We start from the raw sequence: 17,357 nt of genomic DNA, 5'->3' as shown, positions 1-17,357 counted from the left end.
CTCCCGCGCCTCCCGACAGGCGGTTCAACCGCCATTCACCCTCAGTCGATCACCGTCAGTTCGCCCGCCTGCGGCTTCGGCATCTCCGCCTTGACCGTGTCGGCGTCCAATCCACCGGCGAGCAGGCAGACCAGCTTGGCGTAGCTGGCCTCCGGCGTCATGTCATAGGCGCCGATGGCACCCACGGCGCCCAGCCCGGTGGCGTAGGCGCCGGGCAGCACCGCGCCGCGCTGCACCTGGGTGTTGTCCATCAGCACGACCCCGGCCTTCACCGCCGCCGACAGCGCGTCGAGGAACTCCGGATCGGTCGGGCCGTTGCCCTCGCCGAAGGCCAGCAGCACCGCCCCCTTCGCCGCCGGGCTGGTGCCCGTCAGCATCGCCGACACCGTGCTGGCGCGGATGCCGGGATACAGCCACAACATGACGACGGAGAACGCCGACAGCGCCGCCGCCTGGGCCTCCAGCGCCGCCAGCCGGCGGGCGCGGTTCGCCGGATCGTCCAGCGAGACCGCGGCACCCGGCATCGGCAGCCAATAGGGCTCGTTGCGGGCGACCACGCTGCCGACGGTGGCGAGCGGCGGGAAGTTCGGCGAATCGAAACCGGCGAAGCGGTTGGCGTCGACCTTGGACGACCGGTTGCCGCGCAGCAGCTTGGTGTCGAAATAGACGCAGACCTCCGGCACCGGCAGGGTTCCCGCCACCACGACGGCGCCAACCAGATTGGCGAGCGCGTCGCTCAGCGTGAAGGTCAGCGGCACCTGCGACCCGCTGAACACCACCGGCTTCGTCAGGCCGGGCAGCAGGAAGGACAGAGCCGACGCGCTGTAGGCCATGCTGTCGGTCCCGTGCAGCACGACGAAGCCGTCATACTCGTCATAAACCGACAGCAGCCGCCGGGCGATGGCGATCCAGTCCGCCGGAGTCATGTTGGAGCTGTCGAGCGTGCGGTCGAACCAGCCCATGGTCCAGGTCAGGTCCTTGTGGTCCTGCACCCCATGGCCGGACAGGCCGGGCATCGACAGGACCAGCCGTTCGAACTCCCGGCCCGGCACCGGGGCCAGCGCCCCTTCGGGATTGGTGACGCACCCGATGGTGCCCCCGGTGTACAGCACATAGACCCGCGCCATCGTCCGCTCCTCCCGCATTCCTGTCGGCCGCAGGATAGGCGGACGTCCCACTACTTCTCAAGGCACAGCCGGTCCTGGAGCGTCAGAGGAGTCCGCACCGACGCCGGAGCCTCCTCTGCGACCAACCGCCGGCCGGGCGCTGGAGCGGCTGCGGGAACGGGGTTGTAGGCAAGGCGGAATCGCCGCGGCTCCGGCACCGCCGCCGGAAGTGCCGCGGGCGGATCGATCCGGGCGGCAGCGAGAACCACGCTGGTCCAGGCGGCGAACAGGGACATGGTCGGAAACTCCAAAGCGATCGGAAACCGAACATGGGCCGCGTGCCATTCCCTTGGAAACGAATAGGCATTATGCCGTCATCACGATTCGTAATGACCGCAACGTTGCGGATGGGCGGGCGCTCTGGTTGAATGGGAGGCAACTTCCGGTCCCCCGCCATGCCCGCCAATCTCGATACCGACCTGCTGCGCGCCTTCGTGGCCGTCGCCGACAGCGCCAGCTTCACCCGTGCCGGCGAAAGGCTGGGCCGCACCCAGGCGGCGGTCAGCCAGCAGGTGCGCCGGCTGGAGGACACGGTGGGCAAGCGGGTGTTCGAACGCGACACCCACGGCGTGCGCATGACCCGCGACGGCGAGGTTCTGCTGGCCTATGCCCGGCGCATGCTGACCCTGAACGACGAGGTGATGGCGCTGATGCACCGCAGCCCGACGGTGGCCAGCGTCCGCATCGGCACGCCCGACGATTACGCCACCATGCTGCTGCCGGACGTGCTGGGCCGCTTCAACGCCGCCTATCCCGACGTGATGGTGGAGGTGATCTGCGACAACAGCCCCGATCTGGTCGCGGAGATCGACAAGGGGCGCTACGACCTGGCGCTGGTCACCCGCAAGGCCGGCGAGGCCGGCGGCGAACTGGTGCGGCAGGAACCGGTGTCCTGGGTCGCCCCGCCGCAGGAGCCGGTATCTCCATTGGGGTCGTCGCCGGGGCACCGTCCGGTGGAGAGCCTCGATCCCCTGCCGCTGGCGCTGTTCCCCAAGGGCTGCGTCGTGCGGGACCTTGCGGTCGCCGCGCTCGACGGCATCGGCCGCGACTGGCGCGTCGCCTTCACCAGCAAGAGCGTCGTCGCCGTCCATGGCGCGGTGATGGGCGGGCTGGGGGTGACGGCGATGGAAAACTGCACCGTCCCGCCAAGCCTGCGCCGCATCGGTGCGGCAGAGGGATTTCCGGAATTGCCGGACATCGACATCGCCCTGCACCGCGCCCGCGGCACGGCGCCCAAGCCGGTGCGCCTGCTGGCCGACGCCATCCACGACCTTGTCGGCCGCCAGATGCTGGGCCGCCGGATGCCGAACCGCGATGCGCCGATGCACGCGAGGGAAGTCACGTCATGACCGCAGCGTCCGTCTCCGCCGCCATCATCCTTGGACTCGGCAGCATCATGGCGGCCATCCCGCCAGCCTGGGCGCAGAGCCCTGTCGCCATCGGCGCGCCCCTGACCGGCGAGGTCGTGCTGAACCGCGACATCGAGGTGCGGATCGGCCCCAGCGAGGATGCCCGCATCGTCATGACGCTGAAGCAGGGCAAGGCGCTGAACGCGCTGGGCACCCCGCGCGGCACCTATTGGACAGAGATCGCCATCGGCGGCCAGCCCATCGGCTATGTCCCCGCCGATTCGCTGGACCCGGCGCTGATGGTCACCGGCCGGCCGGCGATCGGCGGCGAGGGGCCGCGGCCGCCGAAGCCGGCCGCCAGCCAGCCGGCGAACGCCCCCCTGCCCCACCGCAGCGCCGCCGTCGTGCCGCGCGCGGCCTGGGACAAGGCGGCCCAGACCCCGGCGGAAGGCTATGTCGTCGCCGCCGGCCCGATTTCCGCGACCGAGATCCTGAGCAACCGCAAGCGGCGCGGCTTCACCCTGCGCAAGGGCGACGTGGTGGCGCTGATCGGCGCCGCGAACGGCGAGGCGACGCTGGCCCTGCCCGCCGGCACGCGCGCGGTGGCGCCGGTGCAGGGGCTGGTCGGGGTGGTGGCGCCCTATCCGCTGCCGGGCATGCCGCCGGTCGAGCCGGGCATGCTCTACGGCATCAAGCTCGGCGAATATGTCAGCTATGCCGAGGGCTTGCGCGCCTGGAAGGAGTTCACCGCCGGGCCGGGCAGCGCCTATCGCGACCTGCCGCCGATGGTGTGGCCGGTCTTCCGCAAGGGCCGGCTTCTGTACGAGGTGGGGGTCGCTCCGTTCACGCGGTTGCAGGTCGACACCGCCTGCGGCACGTTGGCGCAACGCGGACTCGATTGTACGGTGATCGAGCTGGATACGTTTTGATGGATTTGTACCAGACGGGCCGGCCGCGCCCTCCCTCATGACCCCTTCACGAACGAAGAGCCATGACCAACGCCGACCCGACCGCACCAGAAGACGACGCGAAGCCCGATCCGCCCCAGGCGGAAACACGGTCCATGCCGGAGACTGCCGACGAGGATCTGGTGTTCCTGGACGACGCGGCTCCCGACGCCGGTCCGCTGGAAGAGGACGAGCCCGGCAGCCGCTGGACCATGCTGATCGTCGATGACGAGCCGGAAGTCCATTCGATCACCAAGCTCGTCCTGTCGGACTTCGCCTACAAGGGGCGCAAGGCACGTTTCCTGTCCGCCCATTCGGCGGCGGAGGCGCGGCGGATCCTGGCGCGGGAAAGCGACATCGCGCTGATCCTGCTGGATGTGGTGATGGAGACGGAGGATGCCGGCCTGCGGCTGGTCCACCACATCCGCGAGGAGCTGCAGAACCGCAACGTCCGCATCATCCTGCGCACCGGCCAGCCGGGACAGGCGCCGGAACGCGCCGTTATCCTCGATTACGACATCAACGACTACAAGGCGAAGACCCAGCTGACCGCCCAGCAGCTGTTCACCACCACGGTGGCGGCGCTGCGTTCCTATGAGGACATCGTGGCGATCGACGCCAACCGCCGCGGCCTGGAAAAGATCATCGAGGCCTCGTCGTCGCTGTTCCGCGCCCGCTCCATGAAGCTGTTCGCCGCCGGTGTGCTGACCCAGCTGTCCGGCCTGCTGGGGGTGGGGCCGGACGCGATCCTCTGCATGCAGCGCGGCAGCGCCGGCGGCGCTGATGGCCAGGGTAGCTGCAACCCGACCTTCAGCGGCGATAACGGCAACGGCAGTAGCAGCGACGGCCTTTATGTGCTGGCCGGTTCCGGCCGCTACGAGGATCTCATCAACGAACCCGCCGCCGGTCATGTCGACGCTTCGGTTCTGGCGGCGGTGACCGCCTGCCTGGAGCGGCGGGCGCACCTCTATGCCGGCGACCACTGCACGCTCTACATCCGCACGCCGAACGACCGCGAGACGGTGGTCTATCTGCGCTCCAACCGGCCGCTGTCGGACCTGGACCGCAAGCTGATCGAGGTGTTCTGCGGCAAGATCTCCGTCGGTTTCGACAACCTGCACCATTACGAACAGCTTTATCGGGCGCAGCAGGGTACGCTGGCGGCGTTGGCCGATCTGGCCGAACGCGGCCGCGGCGCACTCGGCATGGACGGGCTGGCCACGGACGGGCTGGCGGCGGAGGCGGTGGAGGACGGCCGGTTCAGCCGGTCGCTGCGCATCGCGGCGATCACCGAACGCATTGCCCGCCGCCTGCATGCCGATGGACTGTTCCCCGAGGCGCTGGACGACTCGACGCTGGAGATCATCGGGCTGGCGGCGATCCTGCACGACATCGGCAACGCCGCGGTCAATCCGGAAATCCTGTCGAAGCCCGGCCCCCTCGATCCGACGGAACGCAGCGCCATGCAGGCCCACACGGTGGCCGGCGCCACCCTGCTGAACCAGGCAAGTCATCTGGCCGATGGTCCGACCCATCTGCATCTGGGGGCGGCGGTGGCGCGCTGGCATCACGAGAATTGGGACGGCACCGGCTATCCCGACGGCCGCACCGGGGCGGCGATTCCGCTGTGCGCCCGCATCGTCGCGGTCGCCGACGCCTATGACGCGATGATGCGCGACCGCCCCTATCGCAAGGCTTTGTCCCGGGAAGACGCGGTGGCGGAGATCAGGCGGCTTGCGGGGCTGCGCTTCGACCCGGCGGTAGTCGATGCCTTCCTTGCGGTACTGCCGGATATCGACCGGATGCGTCCGGCAACGCGTTAGGTATCGGCAGTCATCGAACGGCGGCCTGCCATCCTCAAGGGCGGCAAAGCGCTTCCACCGCTTCGCGCAGCGGTCCGACCTGCACCGGCTTCAGCAGCAGCTGGCAACCCATCAGTTCGGCCTCGTCACGCCGTTCGGGAGTGCTGTCGCCGGTCAGGATGATGGCCGGGATCTGCTGCCCGGTTTCGGTGCGGACGCGCTCCACCACCTCGCGCCCGGTCCGGCCGGCAGGCAGGTAATGGTCGGCGATGATCAGGTTCGGCGTCCGGGTCAGGCCGCCGAGTTGCGCCTCCAGGGCGGCGGCGCTGACTGCGGTCACCACCTCGTATCCCCAGCCGTCCAGCAGGATCGCCAGCCCTTCGACGATCGACCGATCATCGTCAACCACAACGACAAGTGGCTTAACCGATGCCGGGTTGCTTGCTTGATCGTCTTTCGGCTCAGCCATTGGTTACCCCAGCTTCGTCATCAGCATTATGATTGCCACCGAACACGCCAAGGCAATGGAAGCGTTGCCTGTGCCATAGCGGTGACATCCGTCGCTCCGCACGCCTTCCGCAGACAAATTGTCCGGCAACCCGATCTTTCCACGGAGCCCCACGCTTTCGTCAAACATTGAATTGCAACGAAGAGTACCACGGTCTTCCCTTACCGAAAGCACTCGGGATTTCTCAATCAGCGATTCATCATATGCTTGTATGATCGGGTAACTGAGTAGCGACTCTCTATGAGTTTTTTTCCGCTTCACAAAAAAAGACCCCCCGGCGAAGCGGGGGGTCTTTTGTATTGCTCGGTCATTCCTTCAACCGAAGGATGTCGATCCTCAGCTGCGCAGGCTTCCGCCGGTGGCCTTGACCACTGCCGCGACGATCTTCTGGCCGACCGCTTCGATCGCCTCTTCGGTCAGGGTTGCGCTGGTCGGCTGATAGGTGACCGACACGGCGACCGACTTGCGCCCTTCGCCCACGCCCGGCCCCTCATAGACGTCGAACACCGCAACATCCTTGACCAGCGCCTTGTCGGCGCCCTTGACGGCGCGGAGGATCTTGTCGGCCTCCACCTTGCGGTCGACGACGAAGGCGAAATCGCGCTCCACCGGCTGGAAGGCGGACAGCTGGACCATCGGCTTGGCGGTGCCGCCCTTCTTCTTGGGCAGCGGCACGGCGTCCAGCATCACCTCGAAGCCGACGACCGGACCCTTGACGCCCAGCGTCTCCAGCACCGACGGATGGATCTCGCCGAAGCGGGCCATCACGGTGGGGCCGAGTCGCAGCACGCCGGAGCGGCCGGGATGGTACCAGCCCGGCGCGTCGGTGGTGACCTGCAGGTTGCCGGCGGGGGCGCCGACCGACTCGAGAACCGCCAGCGCGTCGGCCTTGGCGTCGAACACATCGACGCCGCGCGCCTTCTCCGTCCAGTGGCGCGGAACCGCCGCACCGGCACGGATGCCGGCGGCGACCGTATCCTGCCCGTCCGGTGCCGGGCTGCGGAAGGCCGCCCCGACCTCGAACAGCCGCACGTCGGCGAAACCGCGGTCGGCGTTGCGGCCGGCGGCCTGGATCAGGTTGGGCAGGATCGACGGGCGCATGACGTCCAGGTCGCTGCTGATCGGGTTGACCAGCCGCAAGCCGGGCTCGATGCCGCCGAACAGCTCGGCGACCGGACCGGACAGGAAGGACCAGGTCACCGCCTCCGACAGGCCGCGGCCGGCCAGCGTGCGCTTGGCCAGCGCCACGCGGCGCTGCTTCAGCGTCAGGGCCGGGCGGGTCAGCACCGTCTCGCGCGGCAGCGGCGTCGCCGGGATGGCGTCGAAGCCGTGGACGCGCAGCACCTCCTCCACCAGATCGGCCTCGCCATGGACGTCGGCGCGCCAGGACGGCACGCCGAAGCGCAGTCGGCCGTCCGCATCCTCGCCCTCGACCGTGAAGCCCAGGTCCATCAGGATCTGCACCTGACGGTCGCGCGGCAGGTCGACGCCGCCCAGCGCCGCGACGCGGCCCGGACGCAGGCTCAGGCTGCGCTTCCAGTCCGGCTCGGCCCCGGCGATCACCAGTTCCGACGGCTCGCCGCCGCACAGTTCCAGGATCAGGCGGGTGGCGCGCTCCATGCCGGTGAAGACCGCTGCCGGATCGACGCCGCGCTCGAAGCGATAGCGGGCGTCGGAGTCGATGCCCAGCCGGCGGCCGGTCTGCGCCGTGCGCACCGGATCGAACAGCGCGGCCTCGACGAAGACGTTGACGGTCTGCTCGGTGCAGCCGGTCGGCTCGCCGCCGACGATGCCGGCCAGAGCCTCCGCCCGCGCGTCGTCGGCCACCACGGTCATGGCGCCGTCCAGGGCGTATTCCTTGCCGTTCAGTGCGGCCAGCGTCTCGCCCTCGCGGCCCAGGCGGACGGTGATGTTGCCCGTCACCGTGTCGGCGTCGAAGACGTGCAGCGGACGGGCGGCGTCGAAGGTCAGGTAGTTGGTGATGTCGACCAGCGCCGAGATCGGGCGCAGGCCGATCGACACCAGCTTGTCCTGCAGCCATTTCGGCGACGGGCCGTTCTTCACGCCGCGGATGAAGCGGCCGACGAACAGCGGGCAGGCCTCCGGGGCTTCGATCGACACGCCGATCGGGCTGGCGAAGCGGCCCTCCACCGGCGTGGTGTCGAGATGCCCCTCGGTCAGCGGCTTCAGCGTCCCCATGCCGGCGGCGGCAAGGTCGCGGGCGATGCCGCGCACGCCGGCGCAGTCGGCGCGGTCGGGCGTCAGGTTGATGTCGATGACCGGGTCGTTCAGACCGGCATACTCGGCGAAGCCGGCACCGACGGGGGCGTCGTCCGGCAGCTCGATGATGCCTTCATGCTCGTCCGACAGCTTCAGCTCGCGCTTGGAGCACATCATGCCGTTCGACTCGACGCCGCGGATGACGCCCTTCTTCAGCGTGATGTCGGAACCGGGGACATAGGTTCCCTCCGGCGCGAAGACGCCCTTCATGCCGGCGCGTGCGTTGGGGGCGCCGCAGACGACCTGCAGGGTGCCGGCGCCGGTATCGACCATCAGCACGCGCAGCTTGTCGGCGTCCGGGTGCTTTTCGGCCGAAACGACATGGGCGACGCGGAAGGGCGCCAGTTCCTTCGACCGGTCGTGGACGCCTTCCACCTCCAGGCCGAGGGCGGTCAGCTTTTCCGTGATCTGGTCGAGCGAGGCGTCGGTCTCCAGATGGTCCTTCAGCCAGGACAGCGTGAACTTCATGGGTCCGGCTCCTTAGCGCGTCAGGCCGTGGGCGATGTTGGGAATGTCGAGGGCCGAGAAGCCGTAATGCTTCAGCCAGCGCAGGTCGGCTTCGAAGAAGGTGCGCAGGTCGGGGATGCCGTATTTCAGCATCGCCACGCGCTCCACCCCCATGCCGAAGGCGAAGCCCTGATACTTGGTGCTGTCGATGCCGCAGGCTTCCAGCACGTTCGGGTGGACCATGCCGCAGCCGAGGATTTCCAGCCAGTCGCCGTAATTGCCCAGCTTCAGCTCGCCGCCCTTGCGGGAGCAGCCGATATCGACCTCCGCCGACGGTTCGGTGAAGGGGAAGAAGCTGGGGCGGAAGCGCAGCGGCAGGTCGTCCACGTCGAAGAAGGCGCGGCAGAACTCCACGAGGCAGCCCTTCAGGTGCCCCATGTTGGTTGCCTCGTCGATGACCAGCCCCTCGATCTGGTGGAACATCGGGGTGTGGGTCATGTCGTAGTCGGAGCGGTAGGTCCGCCCCGGTGCGATGATGCGGATCGGCGGCTTGTTGTTCAGCATGGTGCGGACCTGCACCGGGCTGGTGTGGGTGCGCAGCAGCATCTTCTTATCTCCCGAGTCCGGCAGATAGAAGGTGTCGTGCATGTCGCGCGCCGGGTGGCCGGGCGGGAAGTTCAGGGCGGTGAAGTTGTGGAAATCGTCCTCGATGTCCGGCCCTTCGGCGACCGAGAAGCCCATCTCGGCGAAGATGGCGATCATCTCGTCCATCGTCTGGCTGATCGGGTGGATGCGCCCTTCGGTCTCCGGGCGGACCGGCAGGGTCACGTCGACCCGTTCGGCCTCCAGCCGCGCCTTCAGGTGGGCGGCGGCGAGGTCGGACTTGCGCGCGTCGATGGCGGCGGCGATCTCGTCCTTCAGCGCGTTGAGCTGCTGGCCGCGCTCCTTGCGCTCGTCCGGGGTGAGGTTCCCCAACTCCTTCATGAAGCCGGTGATGCGCCCCTTCTTGCCGAGCGCGGAGACCCGCACCTCGTCCAGCGCCGAAAGGTCGGCGGCGGCGTTGACCTGCGACAGAAGTTCGTCTTTCAGCGCGTCGAGCATGGCGGTTCCCGGCAAGCGTGGGGAAAAATCGGTGCAAAAAGAAAAAGGGAGCCGGCCCAGCGGCCCGGCTCCCTTCTCTTACAACTGACGCCGTGACGGCAAGCGTTCCCTGGAGCGGGAAGCGCTGGGCGTTACGCGGCGGCCTTGGAGGCGAGCGCGGCCTGGGCCTTGTCCACCAGGGTCTTGAAAGACTCCGGCTCGCGCGCGGCCAGATCGGACAGGACCTTGCGGTCGATCTCGATGCCGGCCAGCTTGATGCCGTTGATGAAGCGCGAGTAGGTCAGGCCGTACTGACGGACGCCGGCGTTGATGCGCTGGATCCACAGGCCGCGGAAATCGCGCTTCTTATTGCGGCGGTCGCGGTAGGCGTAACGAAGCGCCTTCTCGACCTTCTCGACCGCAATGCGGAAGTTCTTGGAATTGCGACCCCGGTAGCCCTTGGCGAGCTTCAGGATCTTGCGGTGACGGGCGTGCGTCGTGACGCCGCGCTTAACACGAGCCATGGTTCAGTCCTTCCGAATTCTATGATGTGCCGAGATCAGGCGTTGCGCAGCCAGTTCTTCAGCACCGTGCGGGCGTTGGAGTCGCACAGGGTCATCATGCCGCGCGCGTTGCGCTTCATGTTCGGGGACTTCTGTTCCAGGCAGTGGCGCTTGTAGGCGGCCTGAGCGCGAACCTTACCCGTGGCGGTCACCTTGAAGCGCTTCTTGGCGCCGCTCTTCGTCTTCAGCTTGGGCATTTTCGTTTCCTAGATGGAAATGAGGCGGAATTTCCAGCGAACGGTTGGGCATGCCCTGAGCCTCTCGGCCCGGCCTCGCCGCCCGTGGAAGGATGCGCTTATACGCGCGGGTGCAAGGGGATGCAAGAGGGATGTGCGTGGCCGCAAGGGGCATCCCTATTGGCTCTCGTCGCGATCCCAGGCCGTTTCCCGGCTCCCCTCCTCACACCGACGCTCTCGTGCTAGGATTTTGCACCCAACAACACGCTGGGGAGAGCCAGATGGAACATCACCGGAAAACTGTTTCATCCTGTTCCATCTCCCACCGCATCGCCGGCACACCACCGGACCGCACCCCATGGAACAGACGCCGGAAACCGTTTCATGGTGTTCCATCGCCGCCGCCTCCCGACCAGCCCCCCATCCGCCCTACGCCATTCGCCGCAGCGCCTTCCGCACCGCACGCCCCCGCTGGCGCATGGCCCCTGTGCGCGCTATCTTCCCGGCCATGAGCGACCGCACCCCCCCATCCTCCGCCGATCCGCAAAAGCCCGCGTCCGGTGCCGCCCCCTCCGGTGCCGAAGGCAACTGGTTCGGCTTCACCCCCGTCGATCCGTCCGCCAAGTCCGGGCTGGTCCGCGCCGTCTTCGACAGCGTGGCGACCAACTACGACCTGATGAACGACCTGATGTCGGGCGGCATCCATCGGCTGTGGAAGGACACGCTGATGGATTTGGTGGCGCCCAAGCCGGACATGACCCTGCTGGACGTGGCCGGCGGCACCGGCGACATCGCCTTCCGCTTCCTGAAGCGCGGCGGCGGGGCCGCGGTGGTCTGCGACATCACCGAGGCGATGGTCCGGGTGGGCCGCGACCGCGCCGTCGACCGCAACATCCTGTCCGGCGTGCAATGGACGGTCGGCGACGCGGAAAAGCTGCCCATCGCCTCGCGCTCGGTCGACGCCTACACCATCGCCTTCGGCCTGCGCAACGTCACCCGCATCGACGAGGCGATCAAGGAGGCCCACCGCGTCCTGAAGCCCGGCGGCAAGTTCTACTGCCTGGAGTTCAGCCACGTCGTGTTGCCGGTGCTGCGTGAGCTGTACGACGTCTATTCCTTCCAGGTGCTGCCCTTCATGGGCCGCGTGGTGGCGAAGGACGAGGCGAGCTACCGCTATCTGGCCGAGAGCATCCGCCGCTTCCCGCAGCAGGCCGATCTGGCCAAACGGATCGAGGCCGCCGGATTCGGCGCGGTGCGGGTGCGCAACCTGTCGGGCGGGATCGCCGCCATCCATTCCGGCTGGCGGATTTAAGACCCCGTGTTCCGTATCCTGCGCAACCTGATCCGGATGGCCGTGATCGGCCGAACGGTCGCCCGTCACGATGCCCTGCCCGTCAGCCTGCTGGGCACCGCCCCCGGCCTGCTCTGGCTGTGGCGCCGCATCGCCCGCAAGGACGTGCCCGGCCGCGAGGGCGAGCGGCTGGCCCGTGCGCTGGCCGAACTCGGCCCCACCTACATCAAGCTGGGGCAGCTTCTGTCCACCCGCTCCGATCTGGTCGGCGAGCGGATGGCCGTCGATCTGGCGGAGTTGCAGGACAAGCTGCCGCCCTTTCCCGCCCATCAGGCCCGCGCCATCATCGAGGCGGAGTTCGGCCAGCCGGTCCAGGCGCTGTTCCAGAGCTTCGACGACAAGCCGGTCGCCGCCGCCTCCATCGCGCAGGTCCATTTCGCCGTCACCGCCGATGGGCAGGAGGTGGCGGTCAAGGTGCTGCGTCCTGGCATCGAAGAGGCGTTCGAGCGCGACATCGACCTGTTCTACCGGCTGGCGAGCCTCGCCCAATGGGTGCTGCCCAGGTTGAAGCGGCTGCGCCTGACCGAGATTGTCGACACCTTCGCCCGCACTTCCCGGCTGGAGATGGATCTGCGGATGGAGGCGGCGGCCGCGTCGGAACTGGCGTCGAACTTCAAGGACGATGTCACCTTCAACGTGCCGAAGGTCGATTGGGAGCGCACCGGCGGCCGGGTGCTGACGCTGGAGCGCATCCGCGGTTTCAAGGTGGACGAGCCGGCCCGCATCTCCGCCGCCGGATTCGACCGCGACGAGATCCTGGCGATGGCCTCGGCCAGCTTCTTCAATCAGGTGTTCCGCGACGGCTTCTTCCACGCCGACCTGCATCCCGGCAACCTGTTCATCAACGAACAGGGCACCATCACCGCCGTCGATTTCGGCATCATGGGCCGGCTCGACCGCGAGACGCGCTATTACCTCGCCGACATGCTGATCGGCTTTCTGACCGGCGACTACCGCCGCGTCGCCATCGTGCATTTCGAGGCCGGCTACGTTCCGCGCCACCAGTCGATCGAGATCTTCACCCAGGCCTGCCGCGCCATCGGCGAGCCGTTGCAGAACAAGCCGCTGGCCGACATCTCGGTCGGCCGGCTGCTGGCCCAGCTGTTCGCCGTCACCGAACAGTTCGAGATGGAAACCCAGCCGCAGCTGTTGCTGCTGCAGAAGAGCATGCTGACCGCCGAGGGCGTCGGGCGGCTGCTGAACCCCAACATCAACATGTGGGAACTGGCCCGTCCGCTGATCGAGGAGTGGATGCGCGAGAACCGCGGGCCGGAGGCGCAGTTCATCGACGATGCCGGCGCCCTGCTCTCCACCGTCCGCCGCATCCCCGCCCTGGTCGGCGAGGCCGAACGGGTGACCCGCGACATGGCGGAAGGCGGTGTGCGCCTGCACCCGCAGACCGTCCGCCAGATGCTGAACGGTTGGGAGAGCCGCCGCCGCTCGGACCGCGCCGCCCTGTGGGTGATCGCGGCCCTGCTGGCGGTGATTGCGGTTCAGATGCTGTAACTTCAATACCCCCGGCTGCGGTCCACCAGATTGGGCAGCGGCCGGCCCTCGCGCAGGGCCTTCACCGCATCGGCCACCTGCACGGCGCAGAGCGACGGGTGGGTGACGCCGGCGACATGGGGGGTGATGCGGACCTTCGGATGGCGCCAGAGCGGGTGGTCGACCGGCAGCGGCTCCGTCGCGAAGACGTCCAGGCTGGCGCCGCGCAGATGGCCGCTGTCCAGCGCATCCAGCAGATCCGACTCGACCAGATGCCCGCCGCGGGCGGCGTTGATGACCACCGCCCCCTTGGGCAAGGCGGCGAACAGCGACGCATCCATGATGCGGCGGGTCTCGTCGGTCAGCGGCAGCAGGCAAACGAGGAAATCGCACTGCGGCAGCATCGCCGCCAGACCGTCGGGACCGGAGAAGCTCTCCACCCCCTCGATGCTCTTGGGGCTGCGGCTCCAGCCCTTCAGGCGATAGTCAAGGGTCCGCAGCGTACGGGCCGACGCCACCCCCAGCTCGCCCATCCCCAGGAAACCGATGGTCACCTCGGAGGCCGGGCGATGGTCCAACTGCTCCCACCGTGCCTCGGCCTGGAAAGCGGCATACGCGTCCATCAGCCGGTGCCAGTACAGAACCTGATAGACCACATAGCCGGCCATATCGACGGTCAGCCCCTCCGACACCATGCGCACCAGCGGCACGTCGGGCAGGGTCGGGTCCTCCAGGATCGGCTCCACCCCGGCGCCCAGCGACACGATCAGGCGCAGGTTGGGCAGGGTCGCCAGCATGCCGGCCGGCGGCTTCCACACCACCGCCACCTCGATGTCGGCGACATCGCCGGTCTCGGGCCAGACGCGCATCTCCAGGTCGGGAAAATGGCGGGCGATTTCCCGGCGCCAATCCTCGGCGCTGTCGCTGGCGGAGCAGAACAGAAGCGTCACGGCCGAACCCCTGCTATCTAGAGTGCTGTTGGGGTGCGAACGATAGCGCCTTTCCCGAACTCCGCAAGGAAGCAAGCCCGTGCCGCGCCTGATCCTGCTGAACAAGCCCTATGGCGTGCTGCCGCAATTCACCGACGACCAGGGCCGTCCGACCCTGGCGGAACTGGTGCCGGTGAAGGGCGTCTATGCCGCCGGCCGGCTCGACCGCGACAGCGAGGGGCTGCTGGCATTGAGCGATGACGGACCATTGATCGCCCACATCGCCTCGCCGGCCAACAAGATGCCCAAGACTTACTGGGTGCAGGTGGAAGGCATGCCGACCGACGAGGCGCTGGAGGCTCTGCGCCGCGGCGTGACATTGAAGGACGGCCCCACCCTCCCGGCCGAGGTGCGGCGGATGGAGGAGCCGGAGTCGCTGTGGCCGCGCGACCCGCCGGTGCGCTACCGCGCCGCCATCCCCACCAGTTGGATCGCGCTGACCTTGCGCGAGGGGCGCAACCGGCAGGTCCGCCGCATGACCGCTGCGGTCGGCTTCCCCACCCTGCGGCTGATCCGCTGGTCGATCGGCGATTGGACATTGGACGGGCTGGCACCGGGGCAGTGGCGGGAGGTCCCCCAACCGCCCGCGACACCCCCAGCAGGGCCAAAGGCCCCGGCACCAACCGGTAAGCGCGGCCCCGTCAAGCCGCGCCGAACAGCTGCTCCTCGCTCAGCGCCATCACGCTCGCGGAACCGTTGACGACGGTAGCCCGCAGCGCCGCCGCCTTCGGCAGAACATGGGTGGCGAAGAAGCGCGCGGTCAGCGGCTTGGCCGACAGGAAGGCGGTGTCGGCATCTCCCTCCGCAAGCCGCTCCACCGCCACCTTGGCGGCGCGGGCAAGCTGCCAGCCGCCGGCGACCACGCCCATCAGTTCCAGCAGCGTCACCGACGCGGCGGCCGGCAGGCGCGGATCCTGCTTCGCCACGCTCAGCACCCAGGCCACCGCCTGCTTGGCCTCATGCACCGCAGCGACCAGTTCAGCCCCGGTGACGCGCAAGGCGTCATCGGCATGGCCGGACAGCTCGCCGCCCAGCGCCGCGATCTCGTCCAGCAGCCCGTTGGCGGTCGCCCCGCCGTCGCGCAGGATCTTGCGGTTGATCAGGTCGTTGGCCTGGATGGCGGTCGTGCCCTCATAGATCGTGGTAATGCGGGCGTCGCGCAGATGCTGGGCAGCACCGGTTTCCTCGATAAAGCCCATGCCGCCATGGATCTGCACGCCGTCCGAGGCCAGCTGCTGACCGGTCTCGGTGCACCAGCCCTTGGCGATGGGGGTCAGCAGATCGACCAGCAGGGCGGCCCGGCCGCGCGCCGCCTCGTCGGCATGATGGTGCGCCACGTCCACCGCGGCGGCGGCTGTGTAGAGGATGCCGCGCATCGCCTCGATCCGTGCCTTCATGCCCATCAGCAGGCGGCGGACGTCGGGATGGTTGACGATCCCCTTCGATTGGCCCTCGGTCCAGCCCAGCGGCTTGCCCTGCACGCGGTCGCGGGCATAGGCCAGCGCCTGCTGATAGGCGCGCTCGGCGATCGACAGGCCCTGCATGGCCACGTTCAGCCGGGCGTGGTTCATCATGGTGAACATGTATTCCAGGCCGCGGTTCGGCTCGCCCACCAGGAAGCCGGTCGCCCCGCCCTCGTCGCCGAAGGACAGCACGGCGGTCGGGCTGCCGTGGATGCCCAGCTTGTGCTCCAGCGACACGCACTTCACCTGATTGCGGGCGCCCAGGCTGCCGTCGGCATTGACCAGGAACTTCGGCACGACGAACAGGCTGATGCCCTTCACGCCCGGAGGCGCATCGGGCAGGCGGGCCAGCACCAGATGGACGATGTTCTCCGTCAGGTCATGGTCGCCATAGGTGATGAAGATCTTCTGCCCGCTGACGAGGTAATGGTCGCCGTTCGGCACCGCGCGAGACCGCGTGGCGGCAAGGTCGGACCCCGCCTGCGGCTCGGTGATGTTCATGGTGCCGGTCCACTCGCCCGAGATCATCTTGGGCAGGTAGATGTCCTTCAGCGCGTCCGAGCCATAAAGCTGAACCGCGTTCACCGCCCCCTGGGTCAGCATCGGGCAGAGCGCGAAGGCCATGTTGGCGGAATGCCACATCTCCTGCACCGCGGTGTTCAGCAGGTTGGGCAGCCCCATGCCGCCGCGCGCCGGATCGAAGGGCAGCCCGTTCCAGCCGCCCTCCACCAGCGCCTGCCACGCCGCCCCCCAGCCTTCCGGCGTACGGGCGATGCCGTCGGCGTCGAGCTTGGCACCCTGGACATCGCCGATACGGTTCAGCGGAGCCAGGACGTTCTCGGCGATCTTCGCCGCTTCGCCCAGGATGCTGTCCACCATATCGGGGCTGGCATCCTCGAAACCCGGCAGAGCCGCCACGTCGGCCATGCCGGCGAGGTGGTCGAGGACGAAGCGGATCTCTTTCAGCGGCGGGGTATAGGGGATCGCGGCGGCGGTCATGGGGGACCTCTTCGGGTAGCGGAGGGGTGTGAACGATGTCAGACGGCCTGCTGCAGCTCCGGCAGGGCCTTGAACAGGTCGGCGACGAGGCCGTAGTCGGCGACCTGGAAGATCGGCGCCTCCTCGTCCTTGTTGATGGCGACGATCACCTTGCTGTCCTTCATGCCGGCCAGATGCTGGATGGCGCCCGAGATGCCGACGGCGACATAGAGATCCGGCGCAACGATCTTGCCGGTCTGGCCGACCTGGTAGTCGTTCGGCACGAAACCGGCATCGACCGCCGCGCGGCTGGCGCCCACCGCGGCACCCAGCTTGTCGGCGATCGCCTCCAGCAGGTGGAAGTTGTCGCCCGACTGCATGCCGCGACCGCCGGAAATGACGATGCGGGCGGAGGTCAGCTCCGGGCGCTCCGACTTCGACAGCTCGGCCGAGACGAAGCTCGACAGGGCGGGGTCTGCCACGGTAGCGACGCTCTCGACCGCGCCGCTGCCGGTGGCGGGGGCGGCCTCGAAGGCAGTGGTGCGGACGGTGACGACCTTCACCGCATCGGCCGACTGCACGGTGGCGATGGCGTTGCCGGCGTAGATCGGCCGCTCGAAGGTGTCGGCGGAGATCACGGCGGTGATCTCGGAGATCATCGCCACGTCGAGCAAGGCGGCGACGCGCGGCAGCACGTTCTTGCCCACCGAGGTGGCGGCGGCGAAGACGTGGCTGTAGCCGGAAGCGAGCGAGACCAGCAGCGCCGCGACCGG

At 68.3% G+C, this 17,357-nt stretch carries 16 protein-coding genes; 6 read left to right on the top strand and 10 right to left on the bottom strand.

All coding sequences use genetic code 11. The features are described 5' to 3' along the window. Positions 1 to 41 precede the first annotated feature (41 nt). Both J2Y49_RS23080 and J2Y49_RS23075 read right to left on the bottom strand, forming a co-directional pair. On the bottom strand, positions 42 to 1,127 hold the full coding sequence (locus J2Y49_RS23080) for an asparaginase (RefSeq protein ID WP_310117336.1): 1,086 nt from the start codon (positions 1,125 to 1,127) through the stop codon (positions 42 to 44). Positions 1,128 to 1,177: 50 nt separating this feature from the next. Next, positions 1,178 to 1,402: a hypothetical protein gene (locus J2Y49_RS23075; protein ID WP_310117335.1), complete on the bottom strand. Its 225-nt coding sequence runs from the start codon at positions 1,400 to 1,402 to the stop codon at positions 1,178 to 1,180. A gap of 159 nt (positions 1,403 to 1,561) precedes the next feature. On the opposite strand from J2Y49_RS23075, the gene J2Y49_RS23070 reads away from it, so the two are divergent. The 3 genes from J2Y49_RS23070 to J2Y49_RS23060 all read left to right on the top strand — a co-directional run bounded on the left by J2Y49_RS23070 (position 1,562) and on the right by J2Y49_RS23060 (position 5,285). Then, complete coding sequence (locus J2Y49_RS23070; RefSeq protein WP_310117334.1) at positions 1,562 to 2,515, top strand: LysR substrate-binding domain-containing protein; 954 nt, start codon at positions 1,562 to 1,564, stop codon at positions 2,513 to 2,515. After that, complete coding sequence (locus J2Y49_RS23065) at positions 2,512 to 3,444, top strand: SH3 domain-containing protein (protein WP_310117333.1); 933 nt, start codon at positions 2,512 to 2,514, stop codon at positions 3,442 to 3,444. The genes J2Y49_RS23070 and J2Y49_RS23065 overlap by 4 nt, the downstream gene beginning before the upstream one ends. A 62-nt stretch (positions 3,445 to 3,506) precedes the next feature. Beyond that, entirely contained in the window at positions 3,507 to 5,285 is a 1,779-nt protein-coding gene (locus J2Y49_RS23060) for a DUF3369 domain-containing protein (protein ID WP_310117332.1), read from the top strand. 34 nt (positions 5,286 to 5,319) lie between these two features. Here the strand turns inward: J2Y49_RS23060 and J2Y49_RS23055 are convergent, their stop codons facing one another. The 5 genes from J2Y49_RS23055 to rpmI all read right to left on the bottom strand — a co-directional run bounded on the left by J2Y49_RS23055 (position 5,320) and on the right by rpmI (position 10,339). Then, positions 5,320 to 5,673 carry a response regulator gene (locus tag J2Y49_RS23055; RefSeq protein ID WP_149228226.1) on the bottom strand — a complete coding sequence of 118 codons (354 nt, stop codon included), beginning with the start codon at positions 5,671 to 5,673 and terminating at the stop codon, positions 5,320 to 5,322. 435 nt (positions 5,674 to 6,108) lie between these two features. Further along, positions 6,109 to 8,520, bottom strand: a complete 2,412-nt coding sequence (pheT, locus tag J2Y49_RS23050; protein ID WP_310117331.1) for a phenylalanine--tRNA ligase subunit beta — start codon at positions 8,518 to 8,520, stop codon at positions 6,109 to 6,111. A 12-nt stretch (positions 8,521 to 8,532) separates the two neighbouring features. After that, positions 8,533 to 9,600 (bottom strand): phenylalanine--tRNA ligase subunit alpha, encoded by a 1,068-nt coding sequence (gene pheS / locus J2Y49_RS23045; protein ID WP_310117330.1) that lies wholly within the window; start codon positions 9,598 to 9,600, stop codon positions 8,533 to 8,535. 131 nt (positions 9,601 to 9,731) lie between these two features. Then, complete coding sequence (rplT, locus tag J2Y49_RS23040; RefSeq protein ID WP_149228229.1) at positions 9,732 to 10,103, bottom strand: 50S ribosomal protein L20; 372 nt, start codon at positions 10,101 to 10,103, stop codon at positions 9,732 to 9,734. 35 nt (positions 10,104 to 10,138) lie between these two features. Further along, positions 10,139 to 10,339, bottom strand: coding sequence for a 50S ribosomal protein L35 (rpmI, locus tag J2Y49_RS23035; RefSeq protein WP_012975158.1), 201 nt, complete (start codon positions 10,337 to 10,339; stop codon positions 10,139 to 10,141). Positions 10,340 to 10,826: 487 nt separating this feature from the next. On the opposite strand from rpmI, the gene J2Y49_RS23030 reads away from it, so the two are divergent. Both J2Y49_RS23030 and ubiB read left to right on the top strand, forming a co-directional pair. After that, positions 10,827 to 11,630 carry a class I SAM-dependent methyltransferase gene (locus J2Y49_RS23030; RefSeq protein WP_409017897.1) on the top strand — a complete coding sequence of 268 codons (804 nt, stop codon included), beginning with the start codon at positions 10,827 to 10,829 and terminating at the stop codon, positions 11,628 to 11,630. A gap of 6 nt (positions 11,631 to 11,636) precedes the next feature. After that, positions 11,637 to 13,175, top strand: coding sequence for a 2-polyprenylphenol 6-hydroxylase (gene ubiB / locus J2Y49_RS23025; protein ID WP_310117329.1), 1,539 nt, complete (start codon positions 11,637 to 11,639; stop codon positions 13,173 to 13,175). A 2-nt stretch (positions 13,176 to 13,177) separates the two neighbouring features. Here ubiB and J2Y49_RS23020 read toward each other — a convergent pair whose 3' ends face one another. Then, positions 13,178 to 14,104, bottom strand: coding sequence for a glyoxylate/hydroxypyruvate reductase A (locus J2Y49_RS23020; RefSeq protein WP_310117328.1), 927 nt, complete (start codon positions 14,102 to 14,104; stop codon positions 13,178 to 13,180). A 79-nt stretch (positions 14,105 to 14,183) separates the two neighbouring features. Between J2Y49_RS23020 and J2Y49_RS23015 the strand changes: the two genes are divergently transcribed. Further along, positions 14,184 to 14,843 (top strand): pseudouridine synthase, encoded by a 660-nt coding sequence (locus J2Y49_RS23015; protein WP_310117327.1) that lies wholly within the window; start codon positions 14,184 to 14,186, stop codon positions 14,841 to 14,843. Here J2Y49_RS23015 and J2Y49_RS23010 read toward each other — a convergent pair. Together J2Y49_RS23010 and J2Y49_RS23005 are read right to left on the bottom strand one after the other, a co-directional pair. Continuing rightward, positions 14,785 to 16,605 (bottom strand): acyl-CoA dehydrogenase C-terminal domain-containing protein, encoded by a 1,821-nt coding sequence (locus tag J2Y49_RS23010; protein ID WP_310117326.1) that lies wholly within the window; start codon positions 16,603 to 16,605, stop codon positions 14,785 to 14,787. The genes J2Y49_RS23015 and J2Y49_RS23010 overlap by 59 nt on opposite strands. A 38-nt stretch (positions 16,606 to 16,643) precedes the next feature. After that, a partial coding sequence (locus tag J2Y49_RS23005; RefSeq protein ID WP_310117325.1) for an FAD-binding protein occupies positions 16,644 to 17,357 on the bottom strand: 714 nt, incomplete at its 5' end.

Source organism: Azospirillum sp. BE72 (genome assembly GCF_031455875.1).
Taxonomy (GTDB): domain Bacteria; phylum Pseudomonadota; class Alphaproteobacteria; order Azospirillales; family Azospirillaceae; genus Azospirillum.
This window is presented reverse-complemented; position numbering and strand designations above follow the sequence as displayed.